The following is a 21,841-nucleotide window of genomic DNA, read 5'->3' on the forward strand; positions in this document are numbered from 1 at the left end:
CAAAAGTCTTATGGCTTTTGTTTTTTTGTTAGGGTACGAAAAATGGTACCAAAGATAGATATCGTAGACTCTTTAAAAGATAGATATAAGGTATATTTTGAAAAAATGTCTGTTTTTCAAGTAAATTATTATTAAAACACTAGAATAACGTTTATACTAGCTACATATAAAACTAAAAAGGAGATAAATAATGACTATAAATAAACAATTAATTAAAGATGATTTATACGAAGCAGTAAATGGTGAATGGTTAAAAACTGCCAAAATTCCTGATGATAAACCTGCGACGGGTGGTTTTAATGATTTAGCTGATGAAATTGATAAAACTTTGATGGCTGATTTTGAAAAAATGTCAGCTGATTCTAGTGTTAAAGCACCATTAATGCAAGAATTTTTAAACTATTATGCCTTAGCAGCTGATTTTGATCGACGTGAATCAGAAGGAACCTTACCATTGAAAAAAGTTTTAGCACCTTTAGAAAATTTAACAAGTTTAGCTGATTTCGATACTAAATGGGCAGATTTTGTTCGTGCGGGTTATCCAACACCACTTGGGTTTGATGTTGATGCTGATATGAAAAATGCTAAAATTAATGCTTTATTTGTGGCAGCTCCGAGTTTGGTTTTACCAGATAAAACGTATTATGAACGAGATAATTCACAAGCTGAAGGTTTACTTAAAGCATTTAGGGCGATGATGACTAAGTTATTAGTTGCTTTAGATTATAGTGAAGAAAATGCAAATCATGTTATTACAGAGGCACTAACTTTTGATCGTAACTTAGTGCCAAATGTCAAGAGTGCTGAAGAATCAGCTGATTATAGTAAAGCGTACAACCCACAAAGTTTCACAGAATTTAGTTCACAAAGTAGTAATTTAGATTTAAAATCAATTGTTAAAAATCTTTTAAATGGGAATGAACCAGAAAAAATAATTGTGACTGAACCTAAATTTTTATCATCTATTGATGAACTCGTGAATACAACTCATTTTACAGAATTTAAAAGTTGGTTAATTGTTAAAACAGTAGGGAGTCTTAGTTCATATTTATCAGATGACTTACGTGTTATTGCTGGTGAATACGGGCGTGCATTATCTGGAAGCAAGGCACCGAAAAAACAACAAAAGTTTGCTTATTATCTAGCCATGGGAACCTATAGTGGGGTTGTGGGCGAATATTATGGATATAAATACTTTGGTGAAGATGCTAAAGCAGACGTTCAACAGATGGTTGAAAAGATGATTAATGTTTATCAAAATAGATTGGCTACTAATAATTGGTTAACAAGTACTACACGTGATAAGGCAATTTTAAAATTAAGTAAATTAGGTATTCAAGTTGGGTATCCAGATAAAATTAACCCGCTTTATCAAAAAATGCACGTTAATATGGAAAAAACATTGCTAGAGAATGCAATGGCCTTTGATAAATTAGCCACTGAAGATATGTTTAGTAAGTGGGATAAACCTGTCGATCGTGATCTTTGGGAGATGAGTGCAGCAACAGTTAATGCTTATTATCATCCCTTTAAAAATATCATTGTCTTTCCAGCGGCTATTTTACAAGCACCATTTTATAGTTTAGAGCAGAGTAGTAGTGCTAACTATGGTGGTATTGGAGCAGTTATTGCGCACGAGATTTCACATGCTTTTGATAATAATGGTGCGCTATTTGATGAGTATGGTAATTTGAATAATTGGTGGAGTGAAGCCGATTTGACCCATTTTAAAGAATTATCACAACAAATGATTACTGAATTTGACGGAACTGAATTCGCAGGCCAAAAAGTTAATGGGACTTTAACAGTTTCTGAAAATATTGCTGATGCTGGTGGGCTTAGTTGTGCACTTGAAGCGGCTAAATCTGAAGACGATACTGATTTTGAAGCATTTTTCATTAATTGGGCACAAGTATGGCGAATGAAGGCTTCAACACAGTATATGCAATTGTTATTATCAATTGATGTTCATGCCCCTGCTAAGTTGCGTGCTAATATTCAAGTTCAAAATTTAGCAGAATTTTATGATGCCTTTGATATTGTTGCAAGTGATGCAATGTATAAAGCAGTCGATGAACGCGTTAATATTTGGTAAATGATTAATTAAGACAAATTAAAAGGACATTATCAAAATGATAATGTCCTTTTTGCTGCGATTGTTTATCCGTAATACTTAAAGGTAGCATATTATAATACTTCGTTCTCTGTAATTTTTTCTTCCAAAACGTTGAAATTATATTCAGAAAGTTCATTTAAGCCATTTTTACTCTCATCAAAGAAAGCAGTTAAACTTTCAGATAACATTAGATTGATAACACGACCAGCTTCAAATTGAACTAAGATAACTGGAATATGAGCTTCTACTGCCATACCAACTTCAAACATAGTACCAGAGTCAGGTTCGTTATCTTCGTCTTCTTTGTAGTCTAAGATAGCAACAACAACGTCTGCGCGATGAACTTGGCGTGTGTCAGCTAAATAAACTGCACGTTGCCATTGTTGACTGAATTGTTCATATTGTTTACTTTGATTATCTTGGGGCAAGTAAATATTGTCACTATCAATTGTTTTGTTCTCTTTTAATGCTGCAACAACTTGAGAAACACGTTCACGTTGTTTGTCGCTAAAAAATGGACCTGCTAAATAAACTTTATTCATTAATATCGTCTCCTGGAATATATATTTGCTTTTTTAAGTATAGCATGACATTTTAAAAATGGGCACAAAAAAAGAAGACAATGAAGTCTTCTTTTTCAATTTCTAAACACCGTAAACGAATTGACCTGAATTAAAGTGGTCAGCTGAAATAACGTAAACGTTACCACTATTACGTAAAGTAAAGTTAGCTAAATCATTTAATAAGTTATTGGTTGTTTTTCCAGGTTCAGTATCGATAATTTGACCATCACTAATTAAACCAGGGAATACAGCGTCTTCGTTAATTAATAAAGTATTAACACGATGTTGCGTTAATAGAGCAAACAAATCGATTGGGTTTGTTTTGCTTGGATTAACTTCATCAAGTGAACGAGCACGATCCAATAAATGATCAATTGTTTGATTGATTAAAATTTGATTTTGATCTAACAAATCTTTTTCAATTTCTGTAGTTGTTAGGGCACTAGGTGATTTTTTAATTGTAATTTCTGAATTAACTGATTTTAATTTTGTTAATTCATGGAATAAGCTTTGATTTTTAGGTAGTCCAATAAGGAAAAGACGTTTATAAATTAATTCGGGATGGGTAACTAGGAATTTTTCAATTGCCAAGTAGTAATTTCTATTATCAATCGCTTTTTCTTCATCCTTAGTATTTAACCCATGGAGGGCGCCAGTAGGGCCATGAGTGGTCGTGGTATCTGTACTTTCAGGACCAAGAGTTGATACCATGTCGATAGGAGCATCCTCTGGGAGTTCTTGTTTCAATAAGACACCTTCTTTGAATTGATGTAATTCAAATGAATCACGGTGTAAGCTTAGGATTGTTCCTGATAATTTTGTTGCTTGTTGAGCTAATAAAGGTAAAGTGTATGCTTCAGGACCAACAATAACTTTATCTACTTCAATAGCGTGATTTAAATTAAATTTAAAGTAATCGTTAGGTGTTAAGTAAAGTGCGATACTAGGGAATTGACCGATTTTATCTGCAATTTCATTAATAAAATTAACCAATTGTGTTTCAATTAGTTCCCAAGTTTTCTTAGGTACATCCGAATGAGCTTCTTTGGCAGTTTTTAAACTAGTTTTTAGTTTTAACTGATTCTTCGCAGCAAAATTAATACCTGGATATGTTTTGATAAAGATTGATACAATGGGTTCTTCTTTGATTGTGAGTAATTTTTTCAAATTGTTATGCATTGACATAATGGTTCCCCCTTTATATGATTACCTTTAGTATAACATCATGAAAACGGTTATCCAACTTATATGGTTACGTTTTCATAAAAGGAGTAAATATGATTTATTTAGAAAAAGATAACAAAAATATTAAAAAAATGGAAGCTTACATGAAAAATAATTTTTCTTACTTAGGGATTAAGACACCAAGTCGACGTGAACTAACAAAGGACTTGATGAAAGAATCTAAGAGTTGGCCTCTAGAAGAGTTAATCTCACAAATTTTAGCTTATTATGGTCGTGAAGAAAGAGAGTATCAATATGTTGCAATCGACTTAGCACAAAAAAATCTTAAACGATTGACGGTTGATGAAGTCCAAGTATTGGTTGAGTTAATTAAGGTTAAACCATGGTGGGATTCAGTAGATGCTTTACGTAAGGTTATTAGTGACTTTTTAAAATTAAGTCCGATAAATTTTAACGATATTAGTAAGCAATTTGAAAACCATGATAATTTCTGGATGCGTCGTGTGGGTATAAATCTTCAGTTAGGCTATCGTGAAGAAACTAATCTAGCTTACTTATCAAAGATGATTTTGAATGATAGAACAACAGATGAATTTTTCATCCAAAAAGCGATTGGTTGGTCATTACGTGAGTATGCTAAGACTGATGAAAATTGGGTTATAACTTTTATTGAGAGCCATGATCTATCAAAGCTAGCTGTGCGAGAAGGACTTAAACATGTGAAGACAAAATAAAAAAGACTGATTTTATTCAGTCTTTTTTGCTTATTTTAAGGTTAAGAATTTATCTCCGGCAAGGTCTCTGTAGAAATTTGCTTTAATTGCTTGTTGATAAGGCATGTACCAAATATAACCAATTCCAAGTGTCACGATTGATAATAGGTACCAACCAACCAGACTTAACTCTATTACGAATAAATCAAATTTGTGTCCGTTCATTAATTCACGGCTTAACGTTATTTTTTTATTAATACTGATGTCAGGATGATTTGGGTTATCTGTTAAGTCTTTGTTAATCATAAAGACTTGTGAATAAGAATAGTATTTAATAATTCCTGGGACAATAAGCAAGAGAGTCCAAAGTGTACTATAAATGGTTTTGAGAATGGCGATACCAATAGATGGGAAAAATAATTCATTTGAGAAAACTTGGAAACTTTGTGTAAATGCATGTTCTGGTGTTTTTTGTGAACTGACCCAAGTTAAGAATGTATATGAAACACCTACAAGTAGAATTTGAAAAATAAGATAAAGAACAACGACAGTTGCTGAAATTATAGGACTGATAGCTGATGATTGGTTATTATTTTCAGTAGAATATAAATTCATAATGTCTGCGTACTCAGTAGAATATAAGCGAGAATAAACAATAAAAATAAGGATTGCTAGTAAGCTAACTAGGATAGCTGACTTCCAGTGTCCTTTAAGTAATGCCTTTGATTCAGATTTCAGTTGTTGTCTCGTTTTTAGTGGTTTTTCCATGATGTGTGTCTCCTTAATTGTATATGTTTTAATAATATTTTAAGCATACATTAAACCAAATATTAAGTCTATACTGACAGATTGAGAATGTGAGTATTTCAATATTTTTAGACGGTATAAAAGTGAAACAAACCAAACTTTTTGTTAGATTGTAGTAAGATGAATAGCGTAATCTATATTAATGGAAGAAGAGTGAGCTAATGGTAAATAAAATGAAGGCCATCGCAGCATTTGGAAAATTTCCGACAGAAGATAAAAATGCATTACGAGATGTCAAAATCGATAAACCGACACCTGAAAATCATGATATTCTTGTGAAGGTAACGGGTATTTCAGTGAATCCAATAGATTATAAATCAAGAATGTTAATTGATTCTGAAGAAAAATTACTTATTTTAGGTTTCGATGCAATCGGGGTCGTCTCTGAAATAGGATCAGAAGTAACACAATTTAATAGTGGTGATAAGGTTTTTTATTTAGGTGTCAATAATCGTTCAGGAAGTAATGCTGAGTATCAGCTAGTTGATGAACGACTAGTTGGAAATGCACCCAAGAAAATAACAGACAGTGAAGCAGCCGCTATGCCACTAACAGGTGTAACAGCATGGGAAGCATTATTTGAAAAATTAAATTTCATTCCAGAGAAAAATGCCAATAGTGGAAAATCAGTTTTAATTATTAATGGAGCTGGTGGTGTAGGCTCTATTGCTATTCAACTTGCTAAATGGGCTGGTTTGACTGTTATCACGACCGCTTCAAGATTAGAAACGAGCGATTGGGTTAAAAAGATGGGCGCTGATATTGTCATTAATCACCGAAAAGATTTGAAGAAACAATTAGTTAAATTAAATATTAATGAAGTTGATGGTATTCTAATATTGCACTCAACAGAAACTTATTTTGATTTAGCAGCAGATATCATCAGACCTCAGGGTATTATTACTTCAATTGTGGGCACATCTGATAATTTACCAATTGGTAAATTAAAAAATAAAAGTAATGAGTTTAAATGGCTAACAGTTTTTACTAAAGGTGTATATTACACGGCAGATATGAGCTCTCAAGGTAAAACATTAAATCGCTTAGCCACGTTATTAGATGAAGGCAAACTAAAATCAACGATGACTAAATCATTGGTGGGGATTAACGCCGATAATTTACGAACGGCTTCTGAAGTTGTTGAAAATGGTAAGATGATTGGAAAGTTTGTAATAACTGGTGAATTTAACGCGGAGGTATAAGCTATTGAGTAAAAAAGAAATTAGAAAAATGATTATTAACAAGATGGTTGATTTGGCAAAAAATAAGGTCCTTGAAAAAAGGAATCAGGAGAAGGCAATTATTGATAAAGTTTTACAATCTGAAGAATGGGAATCGGCTGATTCAATCGGATTAACAATTAGTCAATCGATTGAGTTTAGTACTAACGAATTACTATTGGCGGCACTGTCTCAAGGTAAGAGGGTGTATATACCAAAAACGATGCCTGAAAAGCAACTTGCATTTTTACCTTACTTATCTATTGAACAGGTGCTTATAAAAAGTGATTATGGACTATTAGAACCTGAATATAATGTTGCACTTGAAAAGAATAATTTAGATTTAGTGATTGTACCAGGAGTTGGGTTTAATTTAGAGAATAATCAAAGGATTGGCTTTGGCGGTGGTTATTATGATCGGTATATTGCAAAATATCAACCAAAAACAATTTCACTTTGTTTGGACGTTCAAAATGTAATTTCTGAGAAATGGACAAGTAATCAGTTTGATATTAAAATTGATAAAATTATTACAGTATAAGTTCTATTTGAATAAATCCTTAACAAAATACAGTTTAATAATATTATTTACATTAATATACGAATATAGTAAAATTGTAATTGCTCATTAATGAGATAAACACGAACAAATGTATTTATGAAAAGGAGATTTAAAATGATTAATCGCATTAAATCATATTTTGAAATTGATCAGTTACATACAACGGTTAAACGCGAAATGTTAGCTGGTTTTACAACGTTTATATCAATGGCTTACATATTATTTGTTAATCCTACGATTTTAAGTGCTTCGGGGATGGACAAAGGGGCAGTATTTACTGCAACTGCATTATCAAGTGCTTTAGGCTGTATTTTAATGGGTATTTTAGCTAAATACCCAATAGCAACAGCTCCCGCATTGGGTATTAATGCCTTTTTCTCATATTCAGTTGTTATAGGTATGGGAATTCCATGGCAAACAGCTTTAGCAGGTGTATTTGTAGCATCACTAATTTTTATTTTAATTACTATTTTTAAACTACGCGAAATGATTATTAATGCTATTCCAAGTAACTTAAAATACGCTATCTCAAGTGGTATTGGTTTATTTATTGCTTTTATCGGTTTACAAGATGGTGGCTTAATTATCGCAAACAAATCCACAGTTGTGGGCCTAGGTCCATTGACCGTTGGTACAACATGGTTAACAATCTTTGGCTTAATTGTTACTGCAATTTTAATGGTTAGACGTGTTCCAGGTGGTATTTTTATTGGGATGTTTGCAACAGTTATTCTAGGATTCATCACAGGATTAATTAAAATGCCAACACAAGTTGTTGCCGGTGCCCCAAGTTTGGCCCCAACATTTATGCAAGGCGTTAAACATATTAGTGATATTAACACGGTTCAGTTATGGGTAGTCGTTTTAACCTTCTTGTTAGTTACTTTCTTTGATACTGCTGGAACACTTGTTGGGTTAGCTCAACAAGCCGGATTCATGAAAGACAATAAAATGCCTCGTGTCGGTAAAGCTTTAGTTGCTGATTCAACAGCAATGCTTGCTGGCTCTGTTTTAGGAACATCTCCAGTTGGTGCATATGTTGAGTCTTCAGCAGGTATCGCCGTTGGTGGACGCTCAGGTTTAACGGCTGTTACAACTGGATTATTATTTATTGTCGGGATATTTTTCTCGCCATTATTATCAGTTGTAACAACACAGGTCACTGCTCCAGCATTAATTATTGTTGGTGTATTGATGGCACAATCTTTAACAAAAATCGAATGGACAAAAATGGAAATTGCAATTCCAGCATTTTTAATTGTAATTGGTATGCCATTAACTTATAGTATCTCTGACGGGATTGCTTTGGGAATGATTTTTTATCCAATTACAATGATTGCTGCTGGTCGTCGAAAAGATGTTCATCCAATCATGTACGGACTGTTCTTTGTGTTCTTACTTTTCATGTGGATTTTAAATGTTTAAATAAAATAGCAAACGTAAATGACAGATCTACTATAAACATGGTATTATTTAGACTAAGAGTTTAAAGCGAACAAAAATAATACAATAGGAATGGAGAATATGATGACAAGCGAAAAGATACACATTGGATTACTTTTTGGTGGTAATTCATCAGAACATGACGTTTCAAAACGTTCAGCACATAATATCTACGATGCAATGGATAAAAATAAGTACGAAGTTAGTTTATTCATGTTTACAAAGGAAGGTGTACTACTTGGAGATGCTGCTTCACGTCGCATTTTTGATGGCGAACCAGAAGCAAAAGTTGTTGAAGATGTCTTACCAACAATTGATTTTACAAATCCGTTAGCTAATATCATGAGTTTAACTGAAGTTAAAGATATTGATCTTTTTTATCCAGTTATTCATGGTAATATGGGTGAAGATGGTACAATTCAAGGATTATTTAAACTTTTAGATAAACCATATATTGGTAGTGATGTTCGTTCATCAGCAATTTCATTTGATAAAGATTTAACTAAGAAAATGTTAACGTTAAATAATATCAGAAATACTAAATATTTGGTTGTTAAGGCCAACAATCGTGCTGAAATGACTTACGCACACATTAGTAAGGAACTTGGAGAAGTTGTTTTCATTAAACCAGCTAACCAAGGATCATCAGTTGGTATTCATAAGGCACATAACGAAAAAGAATTCCTTGAAGGTATAGAAGATGCATTTTTATATGACACAAAGCTTTTAGTTGAAGAATCAATCGAAAATCCTGATGAAATTGAATGTTCAATTCTTGGAAATACTGATTTAAAAGCTTCAAAATTAGGTGCAGTTATCGTACCTAAATCTGATGTATTTTACGATTACAATAATAAATTCGTTGATGCTTCAGGTGTGGAATTTGAAATGCCTGTTGAATTACCAGATGAATTAACAAAAGAAATCCAAGACATGTCATTACGTGCTTTTGAAGCATTGGGTTGTCGTGGTTTAGCACGAATTGATTTCTTAGTTAAAGATGGTATTCCATATCTTGGTGAACTAAATACGTTACCTGGATTCACAAACATTTCGCTTTATCCACAATTGTGGGAAGTTTCAGGAATTGGTTATTCAGAATTAATTGATAAATTAATCCAATTAGCATTCGACGAACATGCCGCTGTTAAAGAATTACATTATGACTTTACTGAATTACCTGAAATCTAAATTTTAAGAAGATTATTAGTCTGGAGACAGCACTAGTAATCTTTTTTATTTGAGTGAAGGAGAGAATAGAATATGGAAAGATGCCCATGGGCCCAATCGGGTAATCAGTTAATGCAAGATTATCATGATGAAGAATGGGGAAAGCCGCTTTATGGCGATCAACAACTATTCAGATTATTGAGTTTAGAATTAATGCAAGCAGGGTTGAGCTGGAAGACCGTTTTAAATAAACGTAATCATTTTAATCACGCTTTTGAAAATTTTTCAATTTACAAAGTTAGTCAATTTGATGAAGATAAAATTGCGGAACTAATGGAAAATGCAGATATTATTCGAAATAAGCAAAAAATTATCGCTATTATCGCGAATGCACAGGCGATCATAAGAATGAACCAAGATGGGCAATCATTTGATTCATTTTTATGGGAATTTGTAGCAAATAAACCAATTAATAATCTCTGGCGACATGCAGAGGATGTTCCAGCTGAAACCGACATTTCAAAAAAGTTATCTAAAGAATTGAAGAAATTAGGGTTTAAGTTTGTTGGTCCTAAAATTATTTATTCATTGATGCAAAGTATGGGTATGGTAGATGACCATATTACTTTATGTAAATTCAAGACAAAATAAAAAGAAATTAACCAATTATGGCTAATTTCTTTTTTTATTTTTTAAGATTATTTTTAAGAGCAGGTGTGTTATTTAAATCTGTTCGAACAACTAAGACATCAGAAACAGCAACTCGAGTTACGTATTCTGTAACTGAACCAATTAATAATCGTTCGACTGCATTCAATCCAGTAGCGCCGATCACAATTAAATCAATATCTAAATTAATAGGAACATTTTTAGCAATAACTACTTTTGGAGAACCATACTCAATTGAGTAGTCAACATTCTTAAGACCAGCTGCTTTTGCTTGTGCAATATACTTATTCAATGTCTCTTTTGCTGTATCACTAACTTGTTCAACCATTGACGTATCAAAACTTGAGATATTTTGGAATGCTCTAGTGTCAATAACATGCAAAAGATGAAGTGTAGAATCTTCGCCATTTCTTAAAGCTACTTGTACTGCTTTTTCGAATGCTAATTTTGCTTCATCAGAACCATCTACAGGAACTAAAATATTTTTATATTGTTGTAACATGGTCGGCCACCTCTTTCTTTTATATACCTCTATTTTACGACAAAACGAATGAAAATAGAAGTAAAAACGGTTACAAAGTTAGATTAATGCATAAAAAAAGATAAAATAATTGTTAAAGCACCAACCGTAAGGCAGGCTAGAGTAACTAGTATCCCACAAAATATGGGTATAAAAATGATTACTGAAATTAAGCCAACTAAGCTTTCAATACAGATAATTAACCCAAAGACAAGTAGTATTGAGCTTAGCACCTGGTTTGACTCAGGTTTAAATATCATAAAATTTTTGTTGCGATGTGAGAATAAGTAATAGCCGATAGTCAAGAGTAAGAGTGAAAGAACGGCTAAAAGTATCCGAATTAACATTTAAAGACTCCTTTATTCTTAATAAAAAAAGTCTGAGCAAACATAGTTTGCCCAGACCATCAAAGCAAAAGCTTTGGAATATCCGCGTAGTGCCGTTAATCATCTTCGTGAGTTGAGCCCGCAGTGAAGCAGGTGGCATCGACTGTACTAGCCTCTAACTACCAAGTGAAAAGGCTTGAAATTAGCTAGCCTATCAAGTTGACGCCTAGGTATAATTATTTGTTCGGTCAACATTCTAATAAGATAACGCGTACACTTCAGAACTTCATCTTTAATATAGCACAGACTTTTAAAAGGTGCAACAATTATGATGTAAGCGGCAACAAATCATCTTTTTGATGGATGTAATTTACTATATTGTTCTTTAAGTCCTTGTTCATAACGCCCGTTTGCTTTAGGCTCATAATAATTAGCATCTTTCAATTTATCTGGAAGATATTGTTGGGCAACCCAATCATTTGGATAGTTATGTGGAAATTTATAACCAATACCATGACCTAAATCTGCAGCACCTTTGTAATGTGAATCTTTTAAATGAGCAGGAATATCTCCAAAACCACCTTTTTCAATATCAGCAATTGCATTATTTATGGCAACATTTGCCGAGTCTGATTTGGGTGAGAGGCAGAGATCAATTACTGCGTTAGACAGAGGTATTTTAGCCTCTGGAAAGCCAATTTTTTCTGCCGCCTGTACAGCAGTTAAGGTTCTAGCACATGCTGCAGGGCTACTTAATCCGACATCTTCGTATGCCATTGTGATTAAACGCCTTGCAATTGTAGGTAAATCACCAGCAAGAATTAAACGTCCTAAGTAATGTAAAGCCGCGTTAACATCGGAACCTCTTACTGATTTTTGAAAAGCAGAAATAACATCATAGTGAGCATCGCCATCTTTATCATGGGTTAATGCTTTTCTTTGTAGACACTCTTCTATGACTGATAGTGATAAGGTAATGACACCTGAACTATCAGGTGGGGTTGACTTAGCAGCTAGTTCAAGTGCATTCAAAGAACTACGTAAATCTCCGTTGGTTGCTCGCGCTAAGTGTAACCGTGCATTAGCTTCTAAATTAATATTAAGATTTCCGAGACCAATATTTTTATCTACTAGTGCACGATCAAGTGCAGTTTCAATATCATTTTCGTCTAAAGGTTTAACTTCAAAGATTTGTGTTCGACTTCTAATAGCTGGATTGATGGTAATGTAAGGATTTTCTGTTGTTGCACCGATTAAAATAATTTGGCCACTTTCTAAGTGGGGTAATAAGAAGTCTTGTTTAGGTTTCGTTAATCGATGGATTTCATCTAAAAGTAAAATAACAGTACCGCTCATTTTTGCTTCTTCAGCTACGATTTCAAGGTCTTTCTTAGAATCAGTTGCAGCATTTAATTTACGAAATGCATACTGAGTTGATCCGGCAATAGCACTGGCGATACTCGTTTTACCAGTGCCAGGTGGTCCGTATAAAATCATAGATGAAAGCAGTTTTGCTTCGACCATTCGTTTGATAATTTTACCTGGACCAACAAGGTGTTGTTGGCCAACGACTTCTTCAATTTTAGTTGGTCGCATTCTGAATGCAAGTGGTTGTAACATATGTGGCTCCTTTCACGTTGATTACTAAAGAATAGTATAGCATATTGCATAAATTTAATTGGCACAATGGATTGCAAATATGAAGGATTAATTCAAATATTTGGTACAATGTAATAGACAAATGAGGAGGCACAATGATATGAAACTAGATGCAATCGGATTACAAATTCAGGAAGAAAAGCTCGCACCTCTACTTAGAAAATCGTTGATAGGATTAGAGCGAGAAACTCAAAGAGTGAAGAATACGGGAGTGCTGAGTTCAACTGATCATCCTGAATCATTAGGAGATAGATTTAAACATCCTTATATAAAAACAGATTTTGGCGAATCACAAATGGAATTTATCACGCCACCAATTGAGGGGGCTGATAATGTTATTAACTATCTAGATGCCATTCAACAAGTCGCAACACAAGAATTGGATAGTGATGAACAGTTATGGCCATTGAGTTCAATTCCTAAATTACCAGTGGATGAATCTAAAGTAAGAATAGCGCATCCAGATGAATTAGGATTTATATACCGAAATAAATTAGCAGAAAAGTATGGAAAAAAACGTCAACTTTTTACGTCTGTACATCTTAATTTTAGCTTTCCAGAAAAAGTAATTCAGATTTTATTTGATTCTGAGTTTCATAGTTATTTTAATTCTTATATAGAATTTCATAATTACGTCTATTTAAAAATTGGACGCAAATTTATGGAAAAGAGTTGGCTTACAACTTACTTGTTTGGAGCAACACCAATTGTTGAAAGTACTAATTATAATGCTTGTCATCCGGTTAGAAGTGTTAGAAACAGTGAATTTGGCTATACCAATATTGATAGTTCAGTTCAAGCTTCTTATCGATCAATTAACTCATACGTTACGTCACTTAATAAGATGGTCCAGAATGGTAAATTGTTATCATTTTCTGAATATTATGGAGATGTACAATTTAAATCAGCTACTAAAAAGGAAGATACATTAATTTCATCTGGTGTTAATTATATTGAACTCCGTGGATTTGATGTTGATCCATTTTCTCGTGTTGGTATTCAAGGTGACACAATTAAGTTTATTCAATTATTAGCGGCTTACTTTCTAATGACGCCAGATATGGCAGAAAATGAAGTTGATGATATTATATTTAAAGCGAAACAATTAAAAAATGAGGTGGCAATAGAAGACCCTAAAACAACCTCGATTGTTAAAAATGCTGCAATAAAACTGCTGAACGAATTAATTTTATTTAATGATAATTTTTATCTAGATAAAAATTTAGAGGATACATTAGTTCAATTTAAATTACAATTTGAACGACCTGAATTGAGTCTGAGTGCAAGGATAGTTGATGAAGATATTAATAAATCGTTGGCTGATTTTGCAATGGAACAAGCAAAATCTAATAAGATAAAGTATCAGTCACAGTTAAGTTCATTGATTGGCTTTAACTGTTACTCGAAAAATACGCAGCTTATTTTAGCAGCGTTGATAAAAAGAGGGTCTTATTTTGATCTTGTTGACAGTGATTTGGACGTCATACGGGTGAACGGACATCTTCTGCAAAATGGGGTAATTTCTGATTTAGATACCAGTGTTTTAAACAAAATTGCATATGACAAGCAAACAACTAAAAAAATATTGGGCAACCTTGATATTAAAGTTCCTAGTAGTATTAATGTACACACTTTAGATGAAGCTATGAACTATTATGCAGATGTAGTCAACAAAGCATTAGTTATTAAGCCAAGATTCATAAAGAGCAGTCAAGCAACACATGTATTTCGAGTGGCTCCGACGTTAAGCGAGTATAAAGAAGCCGTTAAACGTATCTTATCAATTGATACACAAGTTTTAATTGAAGAAATTACTGTTGGGTCAGTCTATCGATTTATGATTGTAGGTGGCCATGTAAAGGGTATTGTTGAAAGATTACCAGTTAGTGTAGTTGGCGATGGACGAAAGACGTTGGCACAGTTAATTACAATAAAAAATGCACAAGTAGAACGTACTAGTCAAGGTCCATGGTATCCGCTTAAATTGTCAGAAGTTGAACATCAAACAATAGCATCACAAGGTATTACTGAATCAACTGTTATTTCAAGAGGGTCTGAAGCAATCATTAGATATGATAGTAATTTTTATTCGGGTGCAAATCAAAATGAAGTTAGCAATCAAATGGACGAATCATATATAGCGTTAATTGAAGGTTATGCAAAACGTTTAAAAATGACGATGGGGGCAGTTGATGTGGTTATTCCTAACTTGTATATAGCATATGACTATAGACATAGGGATGCTTTAACCGTTCTTTCAATTGAAACGGCTCCTGATTTATCGATAAATTCGTTTCCTAATTTTGGAGATAACCAGCCTATTGCTAATGAAATAGTAAAGATTTTAGAAACCAAATAAAAAACTTAAACTACACTTAATATAAAAGTGTTAGTTTAAGTTTTTATGCTAATCGAATAAATTTTCAAAAAATGATTTTTTCTTTTCTGGCGTTTCAACTTGTATAATTGGATATTTTTCATTAATATCAATAACAGATTCATTAATCGCATTTTTTTCAGAAGCGACAACTAGCCCCATAATTTCAACCCCATCAGGAGTATCATTATTTGATGTTAATGTAAATTTAACATCATGCTTATGCGTTAAGGTGATGTATGGGGCTAATATATTCTGATCAATTGTACCATTAAGTAGAACATGATAGTCGGGATGTTCAAGTAGTTCTTTTTCAAATCCAGCCATATTTTTAGATGCTGTTACCTCAGCAACAGTCATTGCTAGGCTGACCCGCTCTCTAAATGTCCCTAAGTACTTTCTTTGTTCATCGGGATGAAGTTGAGGTGTTCCGTAAAGGCCAGATTGAAGATGTGGATCTAAGTTATTTTCAGTCATGGAGTTGACCACCTTTCAGTAAGTTATGAATTTAGCATACCATGTTTGATACAAAAGGAGAGAGCGAAATGTTTATAAAAGATGATTTTTTAATTTTTAAAGATCAAACATTAGACGGACGATTAAAAAAAATAAAGACAATTATTGATCCCAAATTCGAAAAGGTGGGAGCTGAACTACTACCTTTTTTAGAAGAACAATTAGGAATTAAAATGTATTTGCACATTGCAAAACATGCTAGAAGATCAAAAAATCCACCGCCTGATACTTGGATGGCTTTTAGCGAGAATAAACGTGGCTATAAAATGATGCCACATTTTGAAATTGGTTATTGGGATGATCGGTTATTTATCTGGTTATCTGCATTAGCAGATATTAAAGACAAAAGCTTGTATGAAGAGGGCGTTTCTGAATCAATAATAATGATTCAGAAACTAGAAGATACTTTCGTGTGGTCAGTGGATCATACAAATAAAGAGACGGGTACTTTAGCAAACACAATAACACTTACTGATAGTCAAAAGTGGAGTAGTGTACAAACTAAAGAACTATTGATTGGACAGAATTTAGCTATTGAAGATGAGTTTTTTAGCTTAAATGAATATAAACAACTAAACGACTTGAAAAATACATTACTGCCACTAATTGAAATCTATAAAATATGGACAAAAAAAACATCTCATTAAGAATGAGATGTTTTTTAATTTGAAATTATAATTTGTTGTAGTATTCAACGATAAGTGATTCGTCGATATCTGCTTCAAGTTCTTCACGTTCTGGTAAACGAGTTAATGAACCCTCTAATTTATCAGCATCAAATTGTACGAATTGTGGACGGCCAACTAATGCTTCCATTGCGTCTTTAACAATTTGTAAACTCTTTGATTTTTCACGTAATGAGATTACTTGACCGATTTCAACTGCGTATGAAGGAATATCAACGCGGTTGCCATCAACAGTAATGTGACCATGGTTTACCAATTGACGAGCTTGGCGACGAGTAGAAGCCAAACCTAAACGATAAACAACGTTGTCTAAACGACCTTCAAGTAAGATCATGAAGTTAACACCATGTTTACCTTCGCGAATTGTACCAGCTTTAATAAATAAGTTAGCAAATTGACGTTCTGATAAACCGTACATCATACGAAGTTTTTGTTTTTCTCGTAATTGTAAACCATATTCTGATAATTTACGGCGATTGTTTTGACCATGATCACCGGGTGCATAAGGACGACGAGCTAATTCTTTACCAGTACCTGTTAAAGAAAGACCTAATCGACGTGAAACTTTCCAACTTGGGCCAGTATAACGTGACATATATAAATTCCTCCAATATTTGTTTTGGAGTAAAATAATCCTTTGTGAACTTAGTATTCGTGCAGTTTGTTTTGCAATGTTCACCTTTGCAGCTGAAAGGGTACTAATTGAACCAAGACAATTGGGCAACAAACTGTTGACGAGCTTACCGTCCACCGCTGCATTATTTTACACAAGACTCATCATACTGTCTTTTTAAACTAATGTCAATTTGTTTTCACGTTTGTTTACATAATAAAAAGAATGTATATAATTAATAACATTAATTTCTATAAATAATAGATAAAAGCTAGTGAACGCTTTAAAGGTCTATGATATAATGATTAGAAGCATAAAATTTGAATGTGAAAAGTAAATATAAATTTTAGTAAGCTAAAGGCGGGATTAGGATATGACACAGATTTTTGTTGGAATAATAGTAGTAGCCATTATTATCTATGCAACAGCGTTTTTTCTTCAGAAACGCAATGAAAAAAAATTCGAAACATTTCGTGATCAAGTAAAGGTTATTGCTCATTCTGAAGTTGAACAACAGCTTCAGTTAACGAAGGATTTGGGGTTAACAGGTGAAAGTCTTAAAACATTTTCAGCATTACAATCAGACTTTAAAGAAGTGCAAAATGCAAAATTGCCTAAAATTTCGACACAAATTAATGAAGCATATGAAGCAAACTCGAAATATCAATTTCTTTCTAACCGTCAATTAGCGGCAGAAATAGAAGTAAAATTAATTTCAAGTGAAAAAACACTTAAAGGGATTGAAAAAGCATTAACGTCGTTGAAAGAAAGTGATGAAAGTAATCATCAAGCTGTTGATTCACTTGAAAAAAAATATCAGGATTTACGTAAAACATTATTATCAAAGAACTTTTCGTATGGACCTAGTATCGATAAACTTGAGGATAAACTAACTGGTCTTGAAGATGATTTTGACCGTTTTTCAACATTAACGAGTGCTGGAGATCATGATACGGCTGAAAAAGTTTTAAGTAAGTTAAGAGAAGATACAACTTCGTTAGAAAAGATTCTTGATGAGATTCCACCACTATATAAAAGTTTGAAGAACGAATTTCCAGATCAACTTGCTGAATTACAATCTGGTTACATGAAATTAACGGATGAAAATTATAATTTTCCAGTGGGGGATGACATCCCTAAACAAATAGACGAAATTCAAACACGTGTTGACGAAACATTACTTAAATTAGAGAACCTAGAAGTAGCGTCAACAATTGTTGCAGTTAATGACATGGCTAATCAAATTGATTATTTATATGATGTTATGGAAAAAGAGTTGGCCGCAAAAGATAAGATAGAAAAGCAAGAAGAAAGTTATCGTAAATTCATTGATCATGCTGAAAAACAAAGTCAAATGCTTTTAGTTGAATTAGATAGATTGGGTCAAAATTATGAATTAAGTCATAATGAATTAGAAGACGCGCAAAAATTAAATCAACAAATTAGGGACATTGATGCACAACATGATACTGATAAAGCGGTTATTGATTCTGGTGAAGCAATTTATAGCGAGATGGCTGAGCGAGTTGAACAAAACTCTAAGTTGTTAGAAAAAATTGAATCTGAACAACAAAAAATTGATGCTAGTATTCAGGATTTACGTAGCAATGAAAAAAAGGCCAGCGCAACAATTCAAAGATTTGATATTGAATTACATCAAATTAAAAGACAAGTTGAACAGGTTAATCTTCCAGGACTACCTAATGATTACTTAGATTTTTTCTATGTTGTTAGTGATGAAATTGAAGAAGTTGAAGTAGCAATTGGTAAATTAAGAATTAACATTGAAAAAATTGCAAAACAAATTATCGATATTGAAGCAGATCTTGAAAGTTTAGAAGATAAGACACACGATCTTATTGATAGTGCATCGTTATCTGAGAGTTTACTACAATATGCGAATAGATTTAGAAATTCGAATGAAGAGATTGCAATTGCATTTGAAAAGGCAAAGCAATTATTTAATAATGATTTTAATTATGCAGCTAGTTTGGAAACAATTGCGACTGCATTAGATAAAGTAGAGCCTGGTTCATATAAAAAAATAGAGAAACAATATTATGATAATATGGAAGACAGCTTTGAAATTGAATAGTAACTATATTAAGTGGGGACTAGGGCATTAATTTGTTCAGTCGCCACTTTTATATTCTATAAAGAAACACCAGGGATGAATAAAAAGTGTCAATCTGGTACGAAGTATATTATAATGAGAAAAGTATTTTTCAGAAAAGAAGGTAACTAATGATTTATTTTGATAATAGCGCAACAACAAAAATAACGCCCGAAGTTTTAGATACATATAATAAAGTTAGTGACCAAGTATGGGGTAATCCATCTAGCCTAAATAACTTAGGTGAGATAGCTCATAATTTATTAGAGCAGTCACGCCAACAGATCGCAAGCTTATTAAATGTATTTGAAGATGAAATATTATTTACTGGAAGTGGAACTGAAGGTGACAATTGGGTAATTAAAGGAACGGCTATGGCAAAAATGAACCATGGTAAGCACTTAATTACGACAACCGTTGAGCATCCTGCTGTTATGAATACAATGGCTCAGCTGGAACAGCTTGGTTTTGAGGTTACCTATTTGCCAGTTGATGATGAGGGGCGAATTAGTATTGATGATTTAAAGGCTGCTTTGAGATCTGATACTATTTTAGTTTCAGTTATGGCAGTTAATAATGAAATTGGAACCATTCAGCCTTTAGTTGAAATTGGGGACGTACTAAAAGATTATCCAACAGTTCATTTTCATGTGGATGCTGTTCAAGCCATTGGTAAAGGTGTGCAAGAAGCTTTTATGAGTGACAGAGTAGATTTTGTAACGTTCTCTGGGCATAAATTTCATGCGCCACGTGGAGTAGGGTTTATTTACAGTAAAAGAGGTCGTCACATTGAACCACTTCTTACAGGTGGTGGACAAGAACATAACTTACGTAGCGGAACTGAAAATGTACCTGCAATTGCTAGCATGGCAAGAGCATTGCGATTATTATTAACAGATGAAACTAAGATGGTGATGAAACAAAAAGCTGTTAAAGAATTAGTTTTCAACCATATTAGTAAGTTTGATAAGATTACAACTTTTTCAAAATTACAATCAAATTTTGCGCCACATATATTGTGTTTTGCAATTGAGGGTGTTCGTGGCGAATCAATTGTTCATGCATTTGAAAGTGAAGGAATATATATTTCAACTACAAGTGCTTGTTCATCAAAGAAAAATCAAGCATCTGGCACATTATTAGCAATGAATGTGCCAGAACCGCTTGCTAAATCAGCCGTTCGAATCAGTTTTGATGGAAATAATACGCTAGAAGAAGCAAAAGAATTTAATCGTATTTTTGATATTTTGTATCATAAATTTGAAAAAATTAATTCTAAATAATGAGAGGATGTCGACATGCAATATACAGAGATAATGGTTCGTTATGGCGAACTATCAACAAAAGGAAAAAATAAGAGGAACTTTATTGATCGCCTAGGAACAAACGTTCGAAATAGTTTACATGGTTTTGATGATTTAGTTGTTAAAGCAAATCGTGATCGGATGCACATTAATTTAAACGGTGACGACAGCGAATTAGTTATGCAACGTTTATCACAGGTTTTTGGGATTCAAAATTTTTCACCTGCAATTCGCGTTGAACAAGATATGGATTTAGTTAAAGAAACAGCTGTAGCAATGATTAGTGAGCAATTTGTTGAAGGGACAACATTTAAAGTTAACACACGTCGTTCTGATCATGATTTTGAATTAGATACTAATGAGTTGAATGACGAACTAGGTGGCTGGATTTTAGATCACGTGCCTGGCATTACTGTTAAAATGAAACAGCCTGATATTATTTTACGTGTTGAAGTTCGTTCAAATGGGATTTTCTTATCTTCTGAAACGCGTCAGGGTGCTGGTGGTTTACCCGTTGGTACTGCTGGTAAAGGGATGTTAATGTTATCAGGTGGAATTGATTCGCCTGTTGCAGGGTACCTTGGTATGAAACGTGGTGTTTCAATGGAGATGGTTCATTTCTTCAGTCCACCATATACAAGTGAACAAGCTTTAGCTAAGGCTAAAGAACTAACAGTTAAATTGACACCTTATGTTGGAACGATTCAATTTATTGAAGTTCCTTTTACTGAGATTCAAGAGCAAATTAAACATGATGTACCAGAACCATATTTAATGACCATAACACGTCGTTTCATGTTACGTTTAACTGAAAAAATTGCCGAATTACGTGGTGGATTAGCAATCTTTAATGGAGAATCATTAGGCCAAGTTGCTTCTCAAACACTTGAAAGCATGGTTGCAATTAATGACGTTACAACAATGCCAATTATTCGACCAGTCGTTTCAATGGATAAAAATGAAATTATTGATGTTGCTAAAAAAATTGATACATTTGAACTTTCAATTAAACCATTTGAAGATTGTTGTACAATTTTTGCCCCACCAGCACCTAAAACAAAGCCTCGTTTAGACCGTTCAAGGGAATTTGAAGCTCGTTTGGATATCGATGGCTTAATGGAACGTGCATTGGCAGGTGTCAAGGTTAGCAAGATTCGTGTTGGCGAAGAATATTTAAATGAAAATAGTGAATTATTCGCAGAATTACTATAGTAGCACTTTAAAAGATTAGACAAATCGGTCTAATCTTTTTTTGTCCAATCAAATAAGTCGCTTCTTA

Annotated in this window: 19 protein-coding genes; 12 read left to right on the forward strand and 7 right to left on the reverse strand. The window is 33.3% G+C overall.

The window, feature by feature from the left end; all coding sequences use genetic code 11:
• Positions 1-190: 190 nt before the first annotated feature.
• On the forward strand, positions 191-2,095 hold the full coding sequence (locus tag AC1RPT_RS05515; RefSeq protein ID WP_481761652.1) for a M13 family metallopeptidase: 1,905 nt from the start codon (positions 191-193) through the stop codon (positions 2,093-2,095).
• Positions 2,096-2,187: 92 nt separating this feature from the next.
• Here AC1RPT_RS05515 and AC1RPT_RS05520 read toward each other — a convergent pair whose 3' ends face one another.
• Positions 2,188-2,658: a nucleoside 2-deoxyribosyltransferase gene (locus tag AC1RPT_RS05520; RefSeq protein ID WP_481761653.1), complete on the reverse strand. Its 471-nt coding sequence runs from the start codon at positions 2,656-2,658 to the stop codon at positions 2,188-2,190.
• Positions 2,659-2,760: 102 nt separating this feature from the next.
• Positions 2,761-3,864, reverse strand: a complete 1,104-nt coding sequence (locus AC1RPT_RS05525; protein ID WP_481761654.1) for a baeRF6 domain-containing protein — start codon at positions 3,862-3,864, stop codon at positions 2,761-2,763.
• Between the two features lie 92 nt (positions 3,865-3,956).
• Between AC1RPT_RS05525 and AC1RPT_RS05530 the strand changes: the two genes are divergently transcribed.
• Complete coding sequence (locus tag AC1RPT_RS05530; protein WP_481761655.1) at positions 3,957-4,598, forward strand: DNA alkylation repair protein; 642 nt, start codon at positions 3,957-3,959, stop codon at positions 4,596-4,598.
• Between the two features lie 30 nt (positions 4,599-4,628).
• Here AC1RPT_RS05530 and AC1RPT_RS05535 read toward each other — a convergent pair whose 3' ends face one another.
• The gene (locus AC1RPT_RS05535) at positions 4,629-5,345 is read right to left on the reverse strand and encodes a DUF975 family protein (protein WP_481761656.1); all 717 of its coding nucleotides are present in this window, start codon (positions 5,343-5,345) and stop codon (positions 4,629-4,631) included.
• Positions 5,346-5,545: 200 nt separating this feature from the next.
• Here AC1RPT_RS05535 and AC1RPT_RS05540 point away from each other — a divergent pair, with 200 nt between their 5' ends.
• From AC1RPT_RS05540 to AC1RPT_RS05560, 5 genes are all read left to right on the forward strand, one after another.
• Positions 5,546-6,586 carry a zinc-binding alcohol dehydrogenase family protein gene (locus AC1RPT_RS05540; RefSeq protein ID WP_481761657.1) on the forward strand — a complete coding sequence of 347 codons (1,041 nt, stop codon included), beginning with the start codon at positions 5,546-5,548 and terminating at the stop codon, positions 6,584-6,586.
• Positions 6,587-6,590: 4 nt separating this feature from the next.
• Positions 6,591-7,145, forward strand: a complete 555-nt coding sequence (locus AC1RPT_RS05545) for a 5-formyltetrahydrofolate cyclo-ligase (protein WP_481761658.1) — start codon at positions 6,591-6,593, stop codon at positions 7,143-7,145.
• A gap of 135 nt (positions 7,146-7,280) precedes the next feature.
• Complete coding sequence (locus tag AC1RPT_RS05550; protein ID WP_481761659.1) at positions 7,281-8,591, forward strand: NCS2 family permease; 1,311 nt, start codon at positions 7,281-7,283, stop codon at positions 8,589-8,591.
• A 102-nt stretch (positions 8,592-8,693) separates the two neighbouring features.
• Positions 8,694-9,800 carry a D-alanine--D-alanine ligase family protein gene (locus tag AC1RPT_RS05555; RefSeq protein ID WP_409022784.1) on the forward strand — a complete coding sequence of 369 codons (1,107 nt, stop codon included), beginning with the start codon at positions 8,694-8,696 and terminating at the stop codon, positions 9,798-9,800.
• Positions 9,801-9,872: 72 nt separating this feature from the next.
• A complete protein-coding gene (locus AC1RPT_RS05560; RefSeq protein ID WP_481761660.1) occupies positions 9,873-10,430 on the forward strand; it encodes a DNA-3-methyladenine glycosylase I in 558 nt (185 codons plus the stop codon).
• Positions 10,431-10,464: 34 nt separating this feature from the next.
• Here AC1RPT_RS05560 and AC1RPT_RS05565 read toward each other — a convergent pair whose 3' ends face one another.
• Positions 10,465-10,950 (reverse strand): universal stress protein, encoded by a 486-nt coding sequence (locus tag AC1RPT_RS05565; RefSeq protein ID WP_409022337.1) that lies wholly within the window; start codon positions 10,948-10,950, stop codon positions 10,465-10,467.
• Between the two features lie 692 nt (positions 10,951-11,642).
• The gene (locus AC1RPT_RS05570) at positions 11,643-12,914 is read right to left on the reverse strand and encodes a replication-associated recombination protein A (RefSeq protein WP_481761661.1); all 1,272 of its coding nucleotides are present in this window, start codon (positions 12,912-12,914) and stop codon (positions 11,643-11,645) included.
• Between the two features lie 139 nt (positions 12,915-13,053).
• Between AC1RPT_RS05570 and gshAB the strand changes: the two genes are divergently transcribed.
• Positions 13,054-15,312 (forward strand): bifunctional glutamate--cysteine ligase GshA/glutathione synthetase GshB, encoded by a 2,259-nt coding sequence (gene gshAB / locus AC1RPT_RS05575; RefSeq protein ID WP_481761662.1) that lies wholly within the window; start codon positions 13,054-13,056, stop codon positions 15,310-15,312.
• Between the two features lie 48 nt (positions 15,313-15,360).
• Here the strand turns inward: gshAB and AC1RPT_RS05580 are convergent, their stop codons facing one another.
• The gene (locus tag AC1RPT_RS05580) at positions 15,361-15,807 is read right to left on the reverse strand and encodes a YueI family protein (RefSeq protein ID WP_481761663.1); all 447 of its coding nucleotides are present in this window, start codon (positions 15,805-15,807) and stop codon (positions 15,361-15,363) included.
• Between the two features lie 68 nt (positions 15,808-15,875).
• Between AC1RPT_RS05580 and AC1RPT_RS05585 the strand changes: the two genes are divergently transcribed.
• Complete coding sequence (locus AC1RPT_RS05585; protein WP_481761664.1) at positions 15,876-16,493, forward strand: DUF1054 family protein; 618 nt, start codon at positions 15,876-15,878, stop codon at positions 16,491-16,493.
• 25 nt (positions 16,494-16,518) lie between these two features.
• On the opposite strand, the gene rpsD is transcribed toward AC1RPT_RS05585, so the two are convergent.
• The gene (rpsD, locus tag AC1RPT_RS05590) at positions 16,519-17,127 is read right to left on the reverse strand and encodes a 30S ribosomal protein S4 (protein ID WP_409022342.1); all 609 of its coding nucleotides are present in this window, start codon (positions 17,125-17,127) and stop codon (positions 16,519-16,521) included.
• A 391-nt stretch (positions 17,128-17,518) separates the two neighbouring features.
• Here rpsD and ezrA point away from each other — a divergent pair, with 391 nt between their 5' ends.
• From ezrA to thiI, 3 genes are all read left to right on the forward strand, one after another.
• The gene (gene ezrA / locus AC1RPT_RS05595; RefSeq protein ID WP_481761665.1) at positions 17,519-19,240 is read left to right on the forward strand and encodes a septation ring formation regulator EzrA; all 1,722 of its coding nucleotides are present in this window, start codon (positions 17,519-17,521) and stop codon (positions 19,238-19,240) included.
• Positions 19,241-19,389: 149 nt separating this feature from the next.
• On the forward strand, positions 19,390-20,541 hold the full coding sequence (locus AC1RPT_RS05600; protein ID WP_481761666.1) for a cysteine desulfurase family protein: 1,152 nt from the start codon (positions 19,390-19,392) through the stop codon (positions 20,539-20,541).
• Between the two features lie 15 nt (positions 20,542-20,556).
• Positions 20,557-21,774: a tRNA uracil 4-sulfurtransferase ThiI gene (gene thiI, locus AC1RPT_RS05605; RefSeq protein WP_409022345.1), complete on the forward strand. Its 1,218-nt coding sequence runs from the start codon at positions 20,557-20,559 to the stop codon at positions 21,772-21,774.
• Positions 21,775-21,841: the final 67 nt, after the last annotated feature.

It is taken from the genome of Dellaglioa sp. CoH-56-MRSF-11 (genome assembly GCF_056782135.1).

Coding starts and splice junctions, on each gene's coding strand:
- AC1RPT_RS05515 (WP_481761652.1), top strand. CDS start 191: ATGACTATAAATAAACAATTAATTAAAGATGATTTATACGAAGCAGTA.
- AC1RPT_RS05520 (WP_481761653.1), bottom strand. CDS start 2,658: ATGAATAAAGTTTATTTAGCAGGTCCATTTTTTAGCGACAAACAACGT.
- AC1RPT_RS05525 (WP_481761654.1), bottom strand. CDS start 3,864: ATGTCAATGCATAACAATTTGAAAAAATTACTCACAATCAAAGAAGAA.
- AC1RPT_RS05530 (WP_481761655.1), top strand. CDS start 3,957: ATGATTTATTTAGAAAAAGATAACAAAAATATTAAAAAAATGGAAGCT.
- AC1RPT_RS05535 (WP_481761656.1), bottom strand. CDS start 5,345: ATGGAAAAACCACTAAAAACGAGACAACAACTGAAATCTGAATCAAAG.
- AC1RPT_RS05540 (WP_481761657.1), top strand. CDS start 5,546: ATGGTAAATAAAATGAAGGCCATCGCAGCATTTGGAAAATTTCCGACA.
- AC1RPT_RS05550 (WP_481761659.1), top strand. CDS start 7,281: ATGATTAATCGCATTAAATCATATTTTGAAATTGATCAGTTACATACA.
- AC1RPT_RS05555 (WP_409022784.1), top strand. CDS start 8,694: ATGACAAGCGAAAAGATACACATTGGATTACTTTTTGGTGGTAATTCA.
- AC1RPT_RS05560 (WP_481761660.1), top strand. CDS start 9,873: ATGGAAAGATGCCCATGGGCCCAATCGGGTAATCAGTTAATGCAAGAT.
- AC1RPT_RS05565 (WP_409022337.1), bottom strand. CDS start 10,950: ATGTTACAACAATATAAAAATATTTTAGTTCCTGTAGATGGTTCTGAT.
- AC1RPT_RS05570 (WP_481761661.1), bottom strand. CDS start 12,914: ATGTTACAACCACTTGCATTCAGAATGCGACCAACTAAAATTGAAGAA.
- gshAB (WP_481761662.1), top strand. CDS start 13,054: ATGAAACTAGATGCAATCGGATTACAAATTCAGGAAGAAAAGCTCGCA.
- AC1RPT_RS05580 (WP_481761663.1), bottom strand. CDS start 15,807: ATGACTGAAAATAACTTAGATCCACATCTTCAATCTGGCCTTTACGGA.
- AC1RPT_RS05585 (WP_481761664.1), top strand. CDS start 15,876: ATGTTTATAAAAGATGATTTTTTAATTTTTAAAGATCAAACATTAGAC.
- rpsD (WP_409022342.1), bottom strand. CDS start 17,127: ATGTCACGTTATACTGGCCCAAGTTGGAAAGTTTCACGTCGATTAGGT.
- ezrA (WP_481761665.1), top strand. CDS start 17,519: ATGACACAGATTTTTGTTGGAATAATAGTAGTAGCCATTATTATCTAT.
- AC1RPT_RS05600 (WP_481761666.1), top strand. CDS start 19,390: ATGATTTATTTTGATAATAGCGCAACAACAAAAATAACGCCCGAAGTT.
- thiI (WP_409022345.1), top strand. CDS start 20,557: ATGCAATATACAGAGATAATGGTTCGTTATGGCGAACTATCAACAAAA.